The organism is Paenibacillus periandrae (genome assembly GCF_022458865.1).
GTDB classification, from domain to species: domain Bacteria; phylum Bacillota; class Bacilli; order Paenibacillales; family NBRC-103111; genus Paenibacillus_S; species Paenibacillus_S periandrae.
The window spans coordinates 175,618-193,803 of the sequence record NZ_JAJNMU010000009.1 but is presented as its reverse complement, the minus strand read 5'-3'; the positions used below and the strand labels follow the sequence as shown (position 1 = coordinate 193,803).

General features: G+C 47.3%; 18 protein-coding genes. All 18 read right to left on the bottom strand.

From position 1 onward, the window contains the following. Positions 1-109: 109 nt before the first annotated feature. The gene (locus LRL21_RS16775; protein ID WP_240416950.1) at positions 110-994 is read right to left on the bottom strand and encodes an ABC transporter permease subunit; all 885 of its coding nucleotides are present in this window, start codon (positions 992-994) and stop codon (positions 110-112) included. Further along, a complete protein-coding gene (locus LRL21_RS16770; RefSeq protein WP_240416949.1) occupies positions 991-1,950 on the bottom strand; it encodes an ABC transporter ATP-binding protein in 960 nt (319 codons plus the stop codon). Before LRL21_RS16770 ends, LRL21_RS16775 begins: the two co-directional genes overlap by 4 nt. Beyond that, entirely contained in the window at positions 1,947-3,137 is a 1,191-nt protein-coding gene (locus LRL21_RS16765; protein WP_240416948.1) for a hypothetical protein, read from the bottom strand. Before LRL21_RS16765 ends, LRL21_RS16770 begins: the two co-directional genes overlap by 4 nt. Positions 3,138-3,220: 83 nt before the next feature. Next, complete coding sequence (locus tag LRL21_RS16760; protein WP_240416947.1) at positions 3,221-3,736, bottom strand: sigma-70 family RNA polymerase sigma factor; 516 nt, start codon at positions 3,734-3,736, stop codon at positions 3,221-3,223. A 159-nt stretch (positions 3,737-3,895) separates the two neighbouring features. After that, positions 3,896-4,471 carry a nitroreductase family protein gene (locus LRL21_RS16755; RefSeq protein WP_240417090.1) on the bottom strand — a complete coding sequence of 192 codons (576 nt, stop codon included), beginning with the start codon at positions 4,469-4,471 and terminating at the stop codon, positions 3,896-3,898. Between the two features lie 256 nt (positions 4,472-4,727). Continuing rightward, on the bottom strand, positions 4,728-6,101 hold the full coding sequence (locus LRL21_RS16750) for a class I SAM-dependent rRNA methyltransferase (RefSeq protein ID WP_240416946.1): 1,374 nt from the start codon (positions 6,099-6,101) through the stop codon (positions 4,728-4,730). 22 nt (positions 6,102-6,123) lie between these two features. Then, entirely contained in the window at positions 6,124-6,822 is a 699-nt protein-coding gene (gene deoC, locus LRL21_RS16745) for a deoxyribose-phosphate aldolase (RefSeq protein WP_240416945.1), read from the bottom strand. Between the two features lie 87 nt (positions 6,823-6,909). Next, complete coding sequence (gene mtaB / locus LRL21_RS16740) at positions 6,910-8,244, bottom strand: tRNA (N(6)-L-threonylcarbamoyladenosine(37)-C(2))-methylthiotransferase MtaB (RefSeq protein WP_240416944.1); 1,335 nt, start codon at positions 8,242-8,244, stop codon at positions 6,910-6,912. A 1-nt stretch (position 8,245) separates the two neighbouring features. Continuing rightward, entirely contained in the window at positions 8,246-9,022 is a 777-nt protein-coding gene (locus LRL21_RS16735) for a 16S rRNA (uracil(1498)-N(3))-methyltransferase (protein WP_240416943.1), read from the bottom strand. Positions 9,023-9,123: 101 nt separating this feature from the next. Then, on the bottom strand, positions 9,124-9,816 hold the full coding sequence (locus tag LRL21_RS16730) for a site-2 protease family protein (RefSeq protein WP_240416942.1): 693 nt from the start codon (positions 9,814-9,816) through the stop codon (positions 9,124-9,126). Between the two features lie 8 nt (positions 9,817-9,824). Next, entirely contained in the window at positions 9,825-10,808 is a 984-nt protein-coding gene (prmA, locus tag LRL21_RS16725) for a 50S ribosomal protein L11 methyltransferase (protein ID WP_240416941.1), read from the bottom strand. A gap of 208 nt (positions 10,809-11,016) precedes the next feature. Continuing rightward, positions 11,017-11,304 (bottom strand): hypothetical protein, encoded by a 288-nt coding sequence (locus tag LRL21_RS16720; protein WP_240416940.1) that lies wholly within the window; start codon positions 11,302-11,304, stop codon positions 11,017-11,019. Between the two features lie 37 nt (positions 11,305-11,341). Continuing rightward, on the bottom strand, positions 11,342-11,494 hold the full coding sequence (locus LRL21_RS16715) for a YfhD family protein (RefSeq protein WP_240416939.1): 153 nt from the start codon (positions 11,492-11,494) through the stop codon (positions 11,342-11,344). Between the two features lie 173 nt (positions 11,495-11,667). Next, on the bottom strand, positions 11,668-12,792 hold the full coding sequence (gene dnaJ, locus LRL21_RS16710) for a molecular chaperone DnaJ (protein WP_240416938.1): 1,125 nt from the start codon (positions 12,790-12,792) through the stop codon (positions 11,668-11,670). Positions 12,793-12,883: 91 nt separating this feature from the next. Further along, entirely contained in the window at positions 12,884-14,728 is a 1,845-nt protein-coding gene (dnaK, locus tag LRL21_RS16705; RefSeq protein ID WP_240416937.1) for a molecular chaperone DnaK, read from the bottom strand. A gap of 118 nt (positions 14,729-14,846) precedes the next feature. Then, a complete protein-coding gene (gene grpE / locus LRL21_RS16700; RefSeq protein WP_240416936.1) occupies positions 14,847-15,428 on the bottom strand; it encodes a nucleotide exchange factor GrpE in 582 nt (193 codons plus the stop codon). 99 nt (positions 15,429-15,527) lie between these two features. After that, positions 15,528-17,066, bottom strand: coding sequence for a TCP-1/cpn60 chaperonin family protein (locus LRL21_RS16695; RefSeq protein WP_240416935.1), 1,539 nt, complete (start codon positions 17,064-17,066; stop codon positions 15,528-15,530). After that, positions 17,063-18,085 (bottom strand): heat-inducible transcriptional repressor HrcA, encoded by a 1,023-nt coding sequence (gene hrcA, locus LRL21_RS16690; protein ID WP_240416934.1) that lies wholly within the window; start codon positions 18,083-18,085, stop codon positions 17,063-17,065. Before hrcA ends, LRL21_RS16695 begins: the two co-directional genes overlap by 4 nt. Positions 18,086-18,186: the final 101 nt, after the last annotated feature.

Below are 18,186 nucleotides of genomic sequence, written 5' to 3'. Positions count from 1 at the left end.
TATACCACATGACCTCGAATAAGAACACTTGTTCCTATTATGTGAAAATAAAAGCCCCGCGATCCTGATCAGAGGACACGGAGCTATATATTCAGCTTTATTTTCCAACCTACAAATCTTTTCTTTGAAATATCCACATCCCAAGCGCCAGTGCAGCCAAGGTATAACAAGCAGTGTATAGTAAAAAGAGGTTTGTTGGCTCCTGACCGAACCCGAATGGTCCCAGCGATTGATTAATATTCATCAAACCCGTTATATCCGATAAAGAAAACATTTCAGACAGCATTCGCTGTTGAATGGAATCCGCTGGCATCACCAAGGACATCAACCCCGCAATTGTTTTGAGAGGCTGTAGAGAAGCATCTCTACGTAATAAGCTTCCGGATACCTTCTCAATCATGCCACCCAACCAACCCGCACCAAACAGCATCGTCATAAACACACCATTACCCAGTGCGGAAAATAGACAAGAGCCCAGCATAGATACCGATACCAGCAAGGGCACTACCCATGCAAAAAGCACAAATGACTTCACAAGCAGCAGCCAATCCAAAGGAATTGCTGCGTGGTAACGCGCTACGAGCATGATAGAAACAAATAGCAGAAGGGCGTAACCAATCCCCAGTGTAACATAACCGATCCATCTGCCTGCGTACCAGCGCCATCTGGCTAATGGCCGTGGCAGTAAAGCAAGCAGCACACCTTGCTCTGCTTCTCCTGCTACTGAGGAGAAGGAACTGAATATCGATAGAAAAGCAGTTACGAAGGAGCCAAAGAAAAATCCAAGCGCAAGAATCATGGAGCCCAGCTTGAAACGTTCGATCAGATAAGAGATCGATTGCTCAGAACCGCCTCCATTTGTCCGCAAATCTGCGCCAATCGTTTGCGCTACGAACCAGAAGGCTACCATAAAAACCGTAGTCATCAATAAAGTTAATAGCATCACACGCTTGCGCAGCATTTCTTTCCAGGTCATAGCAATAATCGTTGTCATATGTGCTCCCCCCTATGACTGATTCCGGTGAGCGCACCGACAAACCACTCGTCCAAACGTGCTTTCACTTTATGCACTTCATATAAGGTCAGCCCTTGTTCAACGACCAGACTGTTCAGCCAGCCGATCTGCTCGTCGTCCTCGAGCTCTGCTTCCAGCCAAACGATATCACCCTCTGAATCCGAAGGGTTGTCCACCTTCATGATAGACAATCCGGTGTTCTCCACAAGCCACGATAAAAAAAACGGCGTAAATCCGCCGACGCGAAGGCGCCAACGGATCGATTCCTGAAGAACCTCTGCAACCGTACCTGTCTGCAGGATGTCACCATTATTTAATAAGGCAACCCGGTCACACAACAACTCCACATCCTCAAGTAAATGCGAGTTGAGAAAGATGGTTTTCCCCTGGCTGCGCAGCCGCTGCAGCATCATCCTTACTTCGTTGCGGCCTATCGGATCCAGTGCCGAGGAAGGCTCATCCAGAAAAATAATCTGCGGATCATTAATCATGGCGCATGCCAAGCCAAGCCGCTGCTGCATGCCTTTGGAATAATGTTTCACGCGGTCCCGTCCACGAAGACCAATTCCCACTTCATCAAGCAATCGTTTGATAGCAGGCTTGGCTTCCGAATTCTTCATACCGCATAGTCGGGCATGAAGCTGGAGTACTTCCTCCCCGCTCAGCCATTCCTGATAGCGGTACAGCTCCGGCAAATAACCGATATGCCTCCGTGCCTCCAGAGAGCCAATAGGCTCTCCGAGAATAAATGCACGACCACCACTTGGACGAATTAATCCAACCAGCATTTTAACAAATGTACTTTTACCTGCTCCATTCGGACCAAGGAACCCGAATGCCTCACCCTGACCGATTTGAATCGTAATCTCGCGGCAGCCGCGACCATTGCCGTAGTCCTTCGTCAAACCTCTTGCATCCACGACCGCATTTTTCATAATTGAGTCAGCTCGGTCAGTTGATCAAGCAGGGCTTGACGGTTTGCAAATACTTCTTGCCCTCCACTCAATGTAAACAATTGTCCATTTTTCACCCATGTCGCCATATAATGAACATACTTACCAGAGCTGCTTGTCGTCATAATGATATCCAGATTATTCAGCTTTAATTTCTCCGACTGACCATTAGTCACGACTGGCAGCGGAACCGCTCCTCCACTCAATACATTCGTTTGCTGCAGGCTTTGCTTCAGACTATCTGGCAAAAGCGGGAACTGAAGTAATGCATCATAGGCCTCTGCAACAGGGATTGTCGGATCTACTGTGATAACCGGCACTGGCTGTTGTGAGAAGGAATAGCCTGGCTTATCTTTTATACTTGTATGAATATGGACCGATTCACCGATTTCAAGTGTGATCGGCTTACCGTCGATCGATTGTGGAAGCAGCTTTTTCGCTCCGAGACGAAGCATCGTTTTGTTTACTTCATCTACCTTCAGCTTGAGCGTAATAGCATTGGACGGCGAGATATACAGCTTTTGCTCCTTGGCATTCCAATCCTTTGGAACCACGATACTGCGTCCGAGCAGCTTGGAAGCTTCAACAGCAGTCAGCTCACCCGATTTATTGCCTGATACCTGTGTGAAATCACCAAACTTATTCACGGATTCACGTGTTTCCCCATTCGTAGCGTTGTAAAACAGCTGCTGCAAATCATTTTCATTAACAACGGTAACCTGCTGCATACGAAACTTGTTCAAAATGGATGCAAGTGCCTCATTTCCTATAGGTGTAGCAATAATGCCAACCAGCAGGCATCCGGCAGTTGCGATGCAAATTCTCTTATTATTACGGCGTATCCAGCTGCTGAAGACTCCTGCACGTTTGTGCACCTCTCGCTCCTCAGTCGTTAGCTTGGCATCTGAATCATTCCATACAGGTTGGCTCGACTTAAGTGGCGTATGAATCAGCTTGCCTGCTCCTTGTATCTGAGTCTGTTGTGCGTCCAGCTCACTCACTGCTGCAGCTTCCTCAGTACGATCAGCCATAGCTCTTTGCCCTAACAGCAGCCATTGTGGTTGTTCGCCCTCTTCTTTAAGGGAGGCTTGCAGCCTCGCCCAGGCAGCGCTAGTAAGTTTCTCTTCGTTCTTCGGATCATTAGCTATAGTTGGTTTCAATCTTGTCAACAGTTTTCGCCTCCTTGGCAGTTCACATTTCCAGATCATTTCTGGTATTCATCAATGTTTTTCGATGATCTTGCAGCCTTCTGTCAGGTATGCGTTCGTGCTTCAGCATGTCGTTTAAGCTTGGCGGTTGCCCGGTTTAACAATGTTCCTACGAGCGGTGGATTCACCTGGAGCTGCTCGGCTATTTCAGCATAGCTGTATCCGGAATAACGAAGCAGCAGCGCATTGCGGTCACGCTCAGGCAGCTGATCCAGCCAATCACGAACCTCCTCCTGATCCAACTGTCGAATAAATGTCTGTTCATTGGATGCACCCAGTTGTTCGGCAGTCTGCATATATTGCTCCTGTTTTTCCTGAAGCTTCCGCTCACGCGCTTGTTTATTCAGATGATCGTAACCAATACGAGTCAGCACTCGATGCAGCCAGGCACCAATAACTTGCGGCTCCTCGGGTGGATTGCGATATAATCTGAGAAAAACCTCCTGTGCCAAGTCCTCTGCTATAGCTTCGTCACGCACAAGTGCTACCAGCTTTCGACGCACCGACGGATAATGTGTATGAAAAACTTCTTTAAAGTAATCGTTTGTAGGATGTTGCAATCGATTATCCTCCTTTCAGCTGCAGCTATATATAAGACGAGTACCAGGCTTATTTTGTATCAAACTTCAAAAAATAATAGAAAAAATGTCACCTAACGACAAACAGACCCCTCTGTCAAAGAGAAGTCTGCTTCGAAATTATAGTTCTATCGTTATTATTTACTCATGTGATATCCATACAGTTTTCGTCTCATAAGGCACCCTTTTACCAGTAAGCTGAGGCATATCCGGGTAACCAATATAGATAAGACCTACCAATTCCTCCGACTCCGTAAGTCCAAACGCCTGCTTCATACGATGGTGATACATTGGATCCCCTGAACGCCAAATGGTGCCTAAACCCAAAGCATGCGCAGTAAGCAGCATATTCTGAGCGGCTGAATGGGCAGCAGCAAATTCCTCTATCCGGCTAACCTTCGGATCCGTTGAAGGGGAGACGGCAATGGCGATTACAAGCGGAGCACGAAAAGCTTTCGCTCTCGCTTTACTGCGAATAGATTCCAGTTCCTCTGGTTCGAGCCCTTGAGCCGCCTCTGCAGCAATATCCGCATAAGCCTTGCCCAGTACACCTCTGCCTTCACCTGTTAATACAAAAAAACGCCAAGGCTCTGTAGCATGATGACTGGGCGCCCACGCAGCGGCTTCAAGTAATAATTCGATCTTTTCCCGTTCAACCGGATCCTGCTTAACCCTACCGATACTGCGTCGTTCTCGAATGGCATCCCATATATTCATCGAAATATGTACTGATTGGTTCAAAATAAAACCTCCCTTAATAGGCAAACTGCACTTGACAAGACCTTAACTGGCTCCATAAAAAAAATCAGTTAATTCCATTTGAGAATGATTATCAATATTATCTATTATATAAGCACTACTCATACAATTCAACCGTTATCTGCACATAGAAGCTCGTGAGCTCGGGCATCACTCATTTTGACAGGCAAAACCGCCGCTTCTCAGATCGAAAGCGACGGCATGACAATGGAGCTTATCTACTTCTCACTTCAAAGATGGCAAATTTCAAATAATGCCCTTCATCCACACCTAAAATCCTTGGGTGATCCTTGCCCGCTGCGCGGTATTCGATCAGCCTGAGTATCTTCTTCGCATCAACTGCCGCAGCATGTATAGCTTCAAGAAACAAATCGGGCTTCATATGATAAGAGCAGCTGGCTGTAACTAGATAACCGCCTTCATTTACAAGCTTCATCCCATGCAGGTTAATATCCTTATATCCCCTGATTGCACCTTCGACTGCGGTTCTTGTCTTGGCAAACGCCGGTGGATCGAGAATAACTACATCCCAGGTTCTACCACCAGACTGCAGCGGCTGGGAGGTATCAAGCTTCTTGCGATCTGCAAGAGCTCTTTCCTGGCGTTCATCCAATCCCTTAGTCTGTGTACGCAAATATTCGAATGCATCCGCGACCACGAACTCCACGCGATCCTCAAATCCATTAAGTCTGACATTGTTTCTGGCGCTTTCAATCGCATGCTCGGAAATGTCGAGGCAGGTTACTTTCTTGGCACCATATTTGCAGGCATTCAAGGTAAAGCTGCCCGTATGAGAAAAGCACTCCAATACGGTTGCTCCGTCCCAAAGCGGGAAGGTTACAGCCTTGCCATTTGCATTAACTGGCGTTTTCACAAACGCTCCCGAACCATCAGGATCGGGCAAGTCCTTCAATTCGATCCCGCTGCGTTTGCCCCAACCGACCATAAGGGGAGCAATTGCGGCTCTGTTTTCACGCTGGTCAAAGAAATAGCCGGTTTTCTGACCTTCCATAATGTCGATCTCCAAGCTCAGCCCATTTTCCATGATTCGAACATGCCTAGGACATTCGCCATATAATAAACCCTTTTGCTGCTTCAAGCCCTCCAGCTCACGAACAGACACATCGCTGCGTTCGTATATTCCCGAAGGCTGAACAACTTCGACCAGAGCGGAAATAATCGCTTCGCGCGCACTATCCATTCCCAGTGTTAGCAGCTGCACGACAAGCACATTCTCGAAACGGTCAACGATCAGCCCTGGAAGCCGGTCTGCTTCTCCATACACAAGCCTGTAAGAGCGTGCTTCCGGCACAAAACGTTCTCGATGCTCCAGACAAATTTTAAATTTCTCAACAAAAAAATCATGCGTCATGGCCTCCAACGGCTCATAGGAAACAATCCGCACCACAATTTGCGAAGTCGGGTTCCAGTAGCCAGTGGCTAAATATTGTCCATTATGCGTATGTACCGAAAGCAATTGACCTGCAGCAGGTTCGCCTTCTGTTCGTTCCACTTCGGATTGAAAAATCCACGGATGTCCCGCTTCAAGCCGTCTTTTACGTTTTTTATCCAAATATACGGCAGCCATTCGGGGCCTCCTCATTTTAATATTAATAAGACGATGAGCTCGAAGTACCTTTCATAATCGCAACACCTGAGCTCGTTCCCAGACGGGTTGCTCCTGCTTCGATCATGCTCAGGGCTGTAGCTAGATCACGAACAGCTCCGGAAGCCTTCACCCCGATTGACGCGGATACATTCGCACGCATCAGGCGTATATCCGGGGCCGACGCTCCTCCAGGACCAAATCCGGTCGAAGTCTTTACATAGTGCGCTCCAGCTTCCTCAGAGAGCCGGCAGGCTGTGATCTTTTGCTGCTCATTCAAATAACCAGTCTCAAAAATTACTTTCACAATAGCGCGACCTGCTACTGCCTTCACCACGCCGCGAATGTCTTCACGAACAGCGTCCTCATTACCTTCGAGCAGTTGCCCTACCTGCAGCACCATATCGATTTCTGACGCTCCGGCCTCAACCGCTTGAGCAGCTTCGAAAGCCTTGACAGCCGGATTACTGGCGCCTAACGGAAAGCCGCACACCACACTGATCCGCACATTGCTGCCTTCAAGTACATTTTTACAGAAAGGTACCCAAACCCCGTTCACACAAACGCTGTAAAAACCATACTCTAGCGCTTCCTCACACAGCTTGTGAATAGCTGCAGATGTGGCATCCGCCTTTAAAAGCGTATGATCGATGTATGATGGCAGCTGTTTCAGATCCAACTTTAAACCCTCCATTTCACTCATTCCATCCACCCCGGTTTCTTTTCAATTAAAAAGAAAGATTTCACTCTTATACCAGAATGAAATCCTTCGTTCATGCAGCACTACAATTTAAACGATAGCCCGTGCAATTTCCGGTATAACAATTTGCTCCCCGCGGCATTCATTGACACCAGCTTCAACAATCTTAACCTGACAAATACGCCCGATTGAATCCTTGCTGCCTTCAAATACAACCTGCAAATAGTTGTCCGTGTAGCCCATAATGATGGAATCTGCTCGGCCTTTATTGCCATTCTCCGGTATCACATCCAGCACATGACCCACGAATTTCTGCGCATAGGTCCATTGCATGTGCTCCGACAAATCAATCAGCTCATGTACACGCGTGTTTTTTAATTCTTCATCGACTTGGTCCTCCATCCGAGCAGCAGGGGTTCCTGTTCTTTGGGAATAAGGGAATACGTGCATTTCGGAGAACTGCATCTGCTCCATAAACCTTTTGCCATTCATGAACATCTCGTCCGTCTCACCTGGGAAGCCGACAATCACATCCGTGGTTATTGCGACGTCCGGCATAATTTCACGAATTCGCTTGATTTTCTCGCCAAACTCGGCTGTCGTATATTTGCGACGCATTCTCGCCAACACCTGATCGTCACCAGCTTGAAGCGGAATATGCAGATGACGGCACATTTTGTCTGAATGCTTCAGCACATCCAGCACCTCATCCGTGATTTGGCTGGCTTCAATGGAAGAGATACGAATGCGTTTGAGACCTTGCACCTTGTCCAAATCCCAGAGCAGCTTGGCCAGACTGTAGTTCTCGATATCCTCGCCATAACCGCCCGTATGAATCCCTGTCAGCACAATCTCCTGATAGCCTGCATCCACCAGCATTCTCGCCTGCTTCAGTACACTCTGAGGCTCCCTGCTGCGCATAAGTCCACGTGACCAAGGGATGATACAGAACGTACAGAAATTGTTGCAGCCCTCTTGAATTTTCAGAAAGGCTCTTGTGTGATCGGCAAAATCCGGTACATCCAGCTCTTCGAATTGACGGGTTTTCATAATATTGCGTACCGCATTAATCGGCTGACGCTCCTGAACCAACTGCTGCACATACGGAATGATTTTATCCCGGTCCTGTGTCCCAATAACCAGGTCAACGCCTGGTATGGCCAAAATTTCCGCAGGAGAGGTTTGCGCATAACAGCCTGTAACTGCAACAATGGCTTCCGGGTTACGGCGAATCGCACGTCGGATCATCTGTCTGCTTTTTTTGTCGCCCGTATTGGTTACCGTACAGGTATTGATCACATATATGTCAGCGGACGCTTCAAAATCTATCTGCTCATAGCCTTCGTGCTTGAATAGCTGCCAGATCGCTTCCGTATCATAAAAATTCACTTTACAGCCTAATGTATGAAATGCTACTGTAGGCATTCTAATTTCCTCCCATCTCGCCGGATTCGTACAAAATACAAGTTAATCCGACCATAGCTGCCGTTTCTGTTCGTAAAATACGTTTGCCCAGGCTGATCGAACGACACCCCGCCGCTTCCGCTGCTTCCACTTCTCGTTCACTAAAGCCACCCTCTGGTCCTACGATGAGCATAAGCTTTATTTTATCAGTGGAAGTGTCTGTTACCTGCCTGCTGGCCAATGCTGCTTGAATTTGCTGCCTAAGCTGCAAGCCATTTTCCTTCTCATAACAGATCCAGGCCGCATCCGCTAAGCCAGCCTGCTGAAGTAAAGCTTTCCAGGTTAAAGGTATATCTACCACAGGTACACGGTTGCGATGGGCCTGTTCAGCCGCTTCCTTGGCAATTTTTTGCCAGCGCTCCACGCGCTTGCCTTCCTTCTTGGCATCAAGCTGGACTACAGTCCGCTCCGATATGAAAGGAATGAACCGGGCAGCACCGATTTCCGTCCCCTTTTGGATAACGGTTTCCATCTTGTCACCTTTGGGTAAGCTTTGAGCGATCCATACCTCTACGTTCGCCTCATGATTCATCGATAAAAGCTCTACAATATCGGCTGTTACCTGATCTTTATCCAACTCGCGAATACGCACCAATGCCTCACGACTCTCACCATCGCTGACAATGACCTGCTCGCCTTCTTTTGCCCGCATCACTCTAACCAAATGATGAGCGTCATCGCCGGAAATCGTAACCGCGGCTTCAGTAAATTGCTCAGGTGCAATAAAATAACGCTGCATGTGCTTCTCTACTTTCTATTATTCAAAATATCAACCTACATCATACTATGATTGTCCGTAAAAATCTACACACTTCACGCACTATTGATCATGGACGGTGACTACATGCGCAGCACGCCGCCCCCAAAAATATGTACGGCAACCCAATTAAAAGCGGCAAGTATGGTCCATTGAAATTCAAAAATCGGTCCAATCGTCACATTCCGAATCGGCGGTATGAAGAACATAAGCAGAATTGCATAAAACAGCCATTGCTGATAGGATCTCATTTTGTCAGCCCAGGCACGCGGCAGCAAATCCTCCAAAATCCGGTAACCGTCGAGTGGCGGGAAAGGAATTAAATTCAGGATGAACAGAAAAATATTTTGCATGATCATTAGACTAAAAAATAATTTTATAGCTTTAATGGTTCCGACTGAAAAACCGTCAATGACATGACCCTGCAGCAGCGCATAAAAAATAATCAAGCTGATGAAGGCCAATACCAAATTACTTAACGGACCAACGAGAGACACAATGATACCCATCACTCGCGGACTTTTGAAACGAGCCCGATTCACAAGCACCGGCTTCGCCCAGCCCACACCGATCACCAGGAAAAAAATCATCCCCAGCCAATCGATATGTGAACGTGGATTTAAGGTTACCCTGCCCATAGAACGTGGAGTTTCATCTCCAAAACGGTCAGCAACTATCGCATGGGAAAATTCATGAATCGTAAAGCCAATTAATAAAACGAGAAACACAAACGGCATTTGCTCAACAGGAAATGCTAAAAAAGAACTGAAATCCATACATTCACCTACAGCTTTCTAGCTATAATAACGACCCAAGCCTGATCCTCAATCTGTTCTGTAACAGTAAAACCAACGGCTCTAAGTCCTTGCTCTACAAGCTCCGCCTTACTGCTAATTACACCGGAAACGACATACACGCCACCCGCTTCCAAAACATCATAAACTTCCTGAACAAACAACAAAATAATTTCAGCTAAAATATTCGCAACAACAACCTGTACCGGCACACGCACACCAAGCGCGGAGGCTTTCTCGCTATCTCCAGAAGCACTTTCATTCAGCACCTGAAGTAAATCGCTTTGCTTGACCGAAATCAGACTTGTCAGTCCATTCAGCGCTGTATTGTCCATAGCACTTTCGACTGCAACCGGGTCCAAATCTACAGCAAGTACATGACGAGCGCCCAGCTTGGCCGCAGCTATCGCCAATATGCCTGAGCCGGTTCCGACATCAATCACATCGTCGCCCTCTTTGATCACGGTCTCCAATGCACGCAGGCACAGAGAGGTTGTTGCATGAGTCCCTGTTCCAAAGGCCATTCCCGGGTCAAGCTCAATGATCAGCTCATCCGTTTCTGGCGTATATTCCTCCCAGGTCGGCTTAATCGTCAGTCGCTCGGAGATCCGTACCGGCTTAAAATATTGCTTCCACGCATTCGCCCAATCCTCATCATCAACTTCCTGCAGTGCGAAGGTCGGATTACCCGTATCAATATCGTACTCGCTTAGCTGGGCTACAGACTCCTGCAGCCTTTCCATGACATCAGCCATATCAACATCCTTGGAAAAATACCCTTGAATTACCGCAAAACCTTCCGGAATATCATTCAAAGGCCGATCATACAGCTGCCCAAACGACGTATCCCGTTCCTTGTTCAGCGTCCCCGACTCTTCAATCGATACGCCACCCGCACCTAATTCATGAATAAAATTTGAAACCATTTCAATTGCCTCTTCGGTTGTATACACCGTTACCTCATGCCACCGCATGTTTGAATCCTCCTAAGAGTTTTTGCTTTAGCAAAAACTAGCATCGTAAGCATTAACCTGAGCTTTGCGTAGCAAAGCTTTCTTCGTAAGCATCAGCCTGAGCTTTGCACAGCAAAACGCTCGAATGCACATTGTTCCCAGTATACAATACTTCGGCACAACAAAAAAGCTTCCGTCGAGGAAGCTTCTGCTAATTGCTAACCTATCCCTAAATCACGCCACCGCCATCACGTACCACTCGTACTGCCTGCTTATAGCTTACCTCATCAATGAGTGCCGTTAAAAGGGTACCCAGCCTGCCGTCCCCGTCAGAAGCCGTATCCTCACCTTCAAAGCCGACTGCACTAGTCATAGCAGTTTGCGAGTTTTCCTCTACAGGGTTCGAGCCCACCTGGTTTATTTGAACATCCTTCACCCGTAACGCCTTCAGCTTTGTAAGGATACTTTGTGCTTCTGCTGACGAATGAAAATAGGCCTGCATGCTTTTTTCAGCCAAAACTGTCTCCTCCATTCACAGAGCAATCATTACATTATCAGGATTCCTGACGTTGATCCGCCTCGGACGCACGTTTTGATGCAATCCTGTCGTTATCATCGGCAAACTCTGCATGATAATCCACGTCTTCTTTTTTTGCGATCGGTAACTGGTTTCTAGATGTTCTTACACTTTTTTGCTGCTTATCCATTAGTCTTGCCTCACTTTCTTCTTTCGAATGGGTTAACTGCATACCTCAGTATTGTTTACCAAGCGAGGCTGGCTATACAATAAACAATATACAAAAAAACACATCAAGCTACACTTAGCCTGATGTGCCCACTACAACTGCAGCATACCACTTTTCAAATCAATTTATGGTTATCATTCACCTAAAATAGCTTTTTTCACTTTTTCGAAAAAGGATTGATTCTGCTCGTGTGTATGTTCACCGCTTTGTCGTGAAAATTCACGCAGCAGTTCTTTCTGTTCTTCATTCAAACTGGTCGGTGTTACAATAATAACCTTGACATGCTGGTCACCTTGACCATAGCCGCGCAAACGAGGAACTCCCTTGCCTTTTAAACGGAAGTAAGTGTCCGTCTGGGTACCGGCAGGAATTTTCAGCTTCACTTTTTCGGTCAGCGTCGGAATCTCGATTTCGTCGCCGAGTGCAGCCTGAGTAAACGTCAACGGAATCTCGCAATAAATATCATCATTTTCACGTTCAAAGAAGTCATGAGGCTTGACACGTATCACGACATACAGATCACCGGAAGGGCCACCCTTGGAACCAGCTTCACCTTCTCCAGTAACACGCAGCTGAGCACCGTCATCAACGCCGGCAGGAATGTTCAAATGAATGGTACGTTGCTTCTTCACTTTGCCTGCACCATGACAAGTTGTACATTTGTCCTTGATGGTTTGACCCTGACCATTACAAGCGGAGCAAACACGACGGTTAACGATTCTGCCAAACGCCGTATTTTGTACGACCTCCTGCTGACCACTGCCTTTACAAACTGTACATGTATCCGGCTTTGTCCCCGGCTTTGCGCCATTGCCATGACACGTGTCACAAGTTTCCGTGCGCGGAATTTGAATATCCATTTCCTTGCCAAATACGGCTTCCTTGAACTCGATCGTCATTGTGTACTGCAGATCGTTACCGCGCTGCGGCGCATTCGGATTCCGTCTTTGCCCACCACCTTGACCACCAAAAAACATGTCGAATAAGTCGCCGAAGCCGCCGCCAAAATCAGCACCGCCTGCGCCGCCCATTCCCTGATTGGGATCTACGTGGCCGAAACGATCGTATTGCGCTTTTTTCTGATCATCGCCCAAGACGTCGTAAGCTTCTTTTGCTTCCTTGAACTTGGTTTCGGCATCAGCAGCTTTGTTCACATCTGGATGATATTGGCGAGCCATTTGACGATATGCTTTTTTGATCTCGTCCTGCGAGGCGTTCTTGCTCAGACCAAGAACCTCGTAATAATCACGTTTACTCATCGTTCCACTCCTATTCTTCTAACCACAAACGGAAAGTCAAAGCCTGAAAACAGCTTTGACCTTCATCTTGCCTATGTTTTTCAAGAATAAATTAAGACTTTTTGTTCTCGTCAACAACTTCGTAGTCAGCATCGACAACATTATCTTTTTTCGCTGAATCGGCTTCGCCTTGAGCGCCTGGTTGACCCGCTTGCTCTTGTTGGGCAGCCTGCTCATACAGCTTCACAGACAGCTGTTGAACGATCTCTGTCAATTCATCCGTTGCTGCTTTGATTTCGTCAAGATTGTCGCCTTCCAACGCCTTTTTAACTTTTTCCTTACCTTCGTTCGCTTTATCGATTTCAGCTTGATCTACCTTGTCGCCAAGGTCCTTGATCGTCTTATCAACGGAGTATACCAATTGATCTGCTGTGTTGCGAGCTTCAACAAGCTCTTTGCGCTTACGATCTTCGTCGGCGTTAGCTTCGGCATCTTTCATCATACGATCAATTTCTTCATCCGACAACCCACTGGAAGAAGTTATTGTGATTTTGTGACTTTTGCCAGTTCCTTTATCTGTGGCATTAACATTAACAATACCATTGGAGTCAATGTCAAAGGTAACTTCAATTTGCGGAATACCGCGCGGAGCCGGAGGAATATCACCAAGCATGAAGCGTCCCAGTGTTTTATTGTCATTAGCCATAGCCCGCTCACCTTGAAGCACATGAATTTCTACGCTAGGCTGATTATCGGCATAGGTTGTGTATATTTGAGATTTGGTGGTAGGAATTGTTGTATTCCGATCAATCATCTTCGTAAATACGCCACCAGCAGTTTCAATACCCAAGGACAACGGAGTTACGTCCAACAATACGATGTCTTTTACATCACCGGTTAATACGCCGGCTTGGATAGCTGCACCAAGAGCAACGACTTCATCCGGGTTAACGCCTTTGGAAGGCTCTTTACCGATCAAACGTTTTACAGCTTCCTGAACGGCAGGAATCCGTGTGGAACCCCCAACCAGAACAACTTTATCAATTTGGTTAGCTGTCAGACCCGCATCACTCAAAGCTTGACGTGTTGGTCCTAATGTTCTTTCTACCAAAGCAGATGTAATTTCATCAAATTTGGCACGAGTCAGGTTGATCTCCAAATGCTGAGGAACTCCGTCTACTACCGTAATAAACGGCAGGGAAATCGTAGTTGTCAATACACCGGAAAGTTCTTTCTTCGCTTTTTCTGCAGCATCCTTCAAACGTTGAACAGCTGCTTTATCCTTGCTCAGGTCGATGCCTTGCTCTTTTTTAAATTCAGCTACCAAATGATTGATTACCAATTGGTCAAAGTCGTCACCGCCCAAACGGTTGTCACCGCTGGTTGCTTTTACTTCAAAAATACCATCGCCCAGTTCCAGGATAGAAACGTCAAAGGTACCGCCGCCAAGGTCATATACCAGGATCGTATGGTCTTCGGATTTCTCGATACCGTATGCCAGTGCGGAAGCAGTTGGCTCATTAACGATACGCAGAACTTCAAGACCAGCGATTTTACCAGCATCCTTGGTTGCTTGACGTTGGCTATCATTAAAGTATGCAGGTACGGTAATAACGGCTTGTGAAACTGTAGTACCCAGGTAAGCTTCAGCATCAGCTTTCAGCTTTTGCAGGATAATTGCGGAAATTTCTTGAGGCGTATAGTCTGTACCGTCAATAGATTCTTTATGATTCGAACCAATGTGGCGTTTGATTGAGCTGATGGTACGATCCGGGTTCGTAATTGCTTGACGTTTGGCAGTTTCACCAACGATCCGCTCGCCGTCCTTCTTGAAGCCTACAACCGATGGAGTTGTACGGTTACCTTCTGCGTTAGGGATAACAACGGCTTCGCCGCCTTCCATTACCGCTACGCATGAGTTGGTTGTTCCTAAGTCAATACCGATTACTTTACTCATTATAGTAAACCTCCTAATAGTTTTTATGCCAGCAAAACACGAACGCAATGACTATGCAAACAGTCCGCATGCCTGCGGTTGTACAATATCATTGGAGCTAATCCAGGTAAGATAAATCCTAAGAGCTTACTTGAACCATTGCCGGGCGCAGCACCCGATCTTTGAGCAGGTAGCCTTTTTGAATTTCACTGACGATAATACCTTCTTCATATTCATCTGATTCAACTTGCATAATGGCTTGATGGAATTCCGGATTAAATGGCTGTCCAACTGATTCCATTCGCTTCAGGCCTTCACCTGCAAGAGCCTGGTCCAGTTGACGGTAGATCATATCTACACCCTTCAGGAGCGATTCATAATCATTGCTTTCCCTGCCTGCAGCCAATGCACGTTCAAAATTATCAATTATAGGCAAAAGCTGCTCAATCACCTTTTGGGAGGCGTATTTTGCAAACTCTTCCTTCTCTTGACGGGTTCTTCTTCTAAAGTTGTCAAAATCGGCTTGTGTCCGTAAAGAACGTTGGTAATTTTCTTCCGATTGCTGGCGGAGCTGCAGCAGCTCCTGTTCTTGAGGATCAGCCTGCTCGGATTGAGCCGCTTCATTTTCAAAGGAAGTGTTTACTGCTTCTTCGGTATATTTAGCATCAGCTTGTTCAGCTTCTGCGTTACCATCAAAATTTTTGTTATTTTCTGTACTCAATGTCTGTCACCTCCTTAATCAAATCTACATGACTCTATATTAACCATGCATGTGAGCTTTAAGCAAGTTTGAGCTTCCACTCGCCCTGCTGACGGGTTCTTACTCTTCCACGCGCGGCTTCATCTTGATGACTGTATGTATGCGCAAAATCGCAGCCGCCACCTCGCCAGCAGCATGCAGCGCATGCAATTTCACATCAGCCGGGTCGACAATGCCGTATTCAAGCATATCGATGACTGTGCCATTGTCGCAATTCACACCCAATGAATCTGACCCTGAAGCAATTTGCGCGGCCTTGACTTCCTCGACCTTTTCCAGAGGATTATAACCCGCATTGACAACAATTTGGGCAAGCGGCTTACGCAAGGCTTGGGCAACGGCTGTGATCCCGAAGCCCTCCATCCCCTGGACCGTCTCACGCAGACGGTCCAGTTCATACGCAGCAGACAGCTCTGCAGCGCCGCCGCCAGGCAAACATCCGCCGCGCAGCGCCGCCTGCATGGCAGCGGCTGCGTCCTTGGCAATACGCAGTCGCTCGCCAACAACCTCGCTCGTGCTTGCACCAACAATGACGGTCACCTGTGCGCGTCCTCTGCCTTCGGATATGCGAACGCATTCCAGCCGCTCGTCGTAGGACACACGCCCGGCGAAGCCCAGATAACCTGACAGCTCATTTACCGGCTTATACAGCCCGCTGCGACGTATCGGACGTGCTCCCGTATACTCGCTTACAAGACGAAGCTCTCGGCGCGGAACCCGCTGTACAACCATAATTCCGTGATCCGTGCAGAACTGCTCCGCTTCGGCGTTAACTCCACGGTCTGCGAGTATAAGCCCAACCTTCAGCTCGAGAAGCTTATTGAGCGACTGACGAAATTGCTCCCTCAGCTGCATCTGCTTCTGAAAGCCGGCTTCCGTCATCAGCGCTTCTTCATCGATCACTTCCGGCTCAAATGCATCCTGTATGATCAGGACCGAGGCTGGGGCGGTTGGAAAATCCGTTTGCGCATTAGCAGGTATCTTTTGTATAAGCAGCCCAGGCCATACCTCGCTAACCGCTTTTTTATGGGAAATCACCACATCGGCAAACCGAAAGCTGTCTTCTTGAAGCTTATTTGTACCCAATTGGCGCGCACCCTCAAGTATAAGCTGCGCCAAATCCGTATGCTCACGCCCGGCTATATAAGCAATCCGGTACAGAAGCGGGTCATCCAATCCATTAATCTTTCGGCTGCGCCGTGCAAGAAGCTTAATCGCAGCTGCAATTCCTTCTTGAATCCCTTTGACGATTTTGGCTACCGGCACGCCCCTTGTTACCTGCGCTACACCTTCGGCCACCAAGGCTCCCGCAAGCACAGTAGCGGTTGTTGTACCGTCCCCAACATGCTCTTGCTGTGATCGCGCAACCTGAATCAATAAACGCGCAGCAGGGTGGGTCACATCCATCTTTTCCAAAATGGTTACACCGTCATTCGTAATGATGACTTCGCCCTGTGCGCCCACGAGCATCGTATCCAGCCCTTTGGGACCAAGCGTTCCCTCAACTGCGGAGCAAATGGCTCGAATCGCCCCTGCGTTGTTGAGTATAGTAGCAAACGTGTCATCGCCTTCACTTGAGATCGGCTTTACCGGATTCATTTGTACCATCGCTCCAGAACCAACGTCATATCTTTGGATAAATGAGTCAGAAGATTCATAACCTTGCCATAATCCATACGAGTCGGTCCAAGAATACCTATCGTACCGAGATTCTTGCCTTCTATCGTATAGGAAGCGGTAATTAAGCTGCAGTCATTAATCGCGGCCACCGTATTCTCGCTGCCGATTCTCACCTGAATGCCTGCTCCGGTACCTGTAAACAGCTTCACTAAAGCGGGTGTCTCAGCCAGCAGATCGAGAATGCTTTTCACCTTTTCCATATCCCGAAATTCCGGCTGTGTCAACATATTCGTTGTACCACCGAGAAATATCCGGTCTTCCTCACCTTGATCAAGGACACCATTAAGCATCGTAAGCAGCTCCTCATAACCGGACACATAGCTGCGCATTTCTTCGCCGATTTCAGTGTACAGCTTGGATTTAAACTGCAGTATCGGTACGTTCTGCATACGTGCATTCAGCAGATTGACAAACTTCTCAATCTCCGACATCGGAATACCTTCGGGAATTGTCACGGTTTTGTTCTCGACATGCCCGCTGTTCGTAACGATAATCGCCACAGCCGTCCGATCACTCAGGGGAACAATCTGTAAGTGCCGAAGCGTTGTGTTGAACATTTCGGGTCCCATCACAATAGATGTATAGTTGGTCAAATTCGACAATATGGAAGCTACGTGTTGAATGACCTGCTCCATTTCCTGCATTTTTTCTGCAAAAAACAGCTTTAAAACATCAACCTCTTGATTCGCAATTCCGTGGGGGATCAGATGATCCACATAATAACGGTAGCCTTTATGAGAAGGAATACGGCCTGCCGATGTGTGTGGCTGCTCCAAAAAACCCATTTCTTCCAAATCCGACATTTCATTACGTATCGTAGCAGGGCTGAATCCCACATTTCCTCGTTTGGAAATGCTTCTGGAGCCAACCGGTTCTGCCGAACGGATATAGTCGTCTACGATGGCACTAAGAATTTGGCGTTGGCGTTCGGTTAGCATGTTCAACCCTCCAAAGTTATTCATAATAGATCCATTAAGGATCTTGCTTTCATTTAAATGTTAGCACTCATATCTGTCGAGTGCTAATTCATAATACAAAA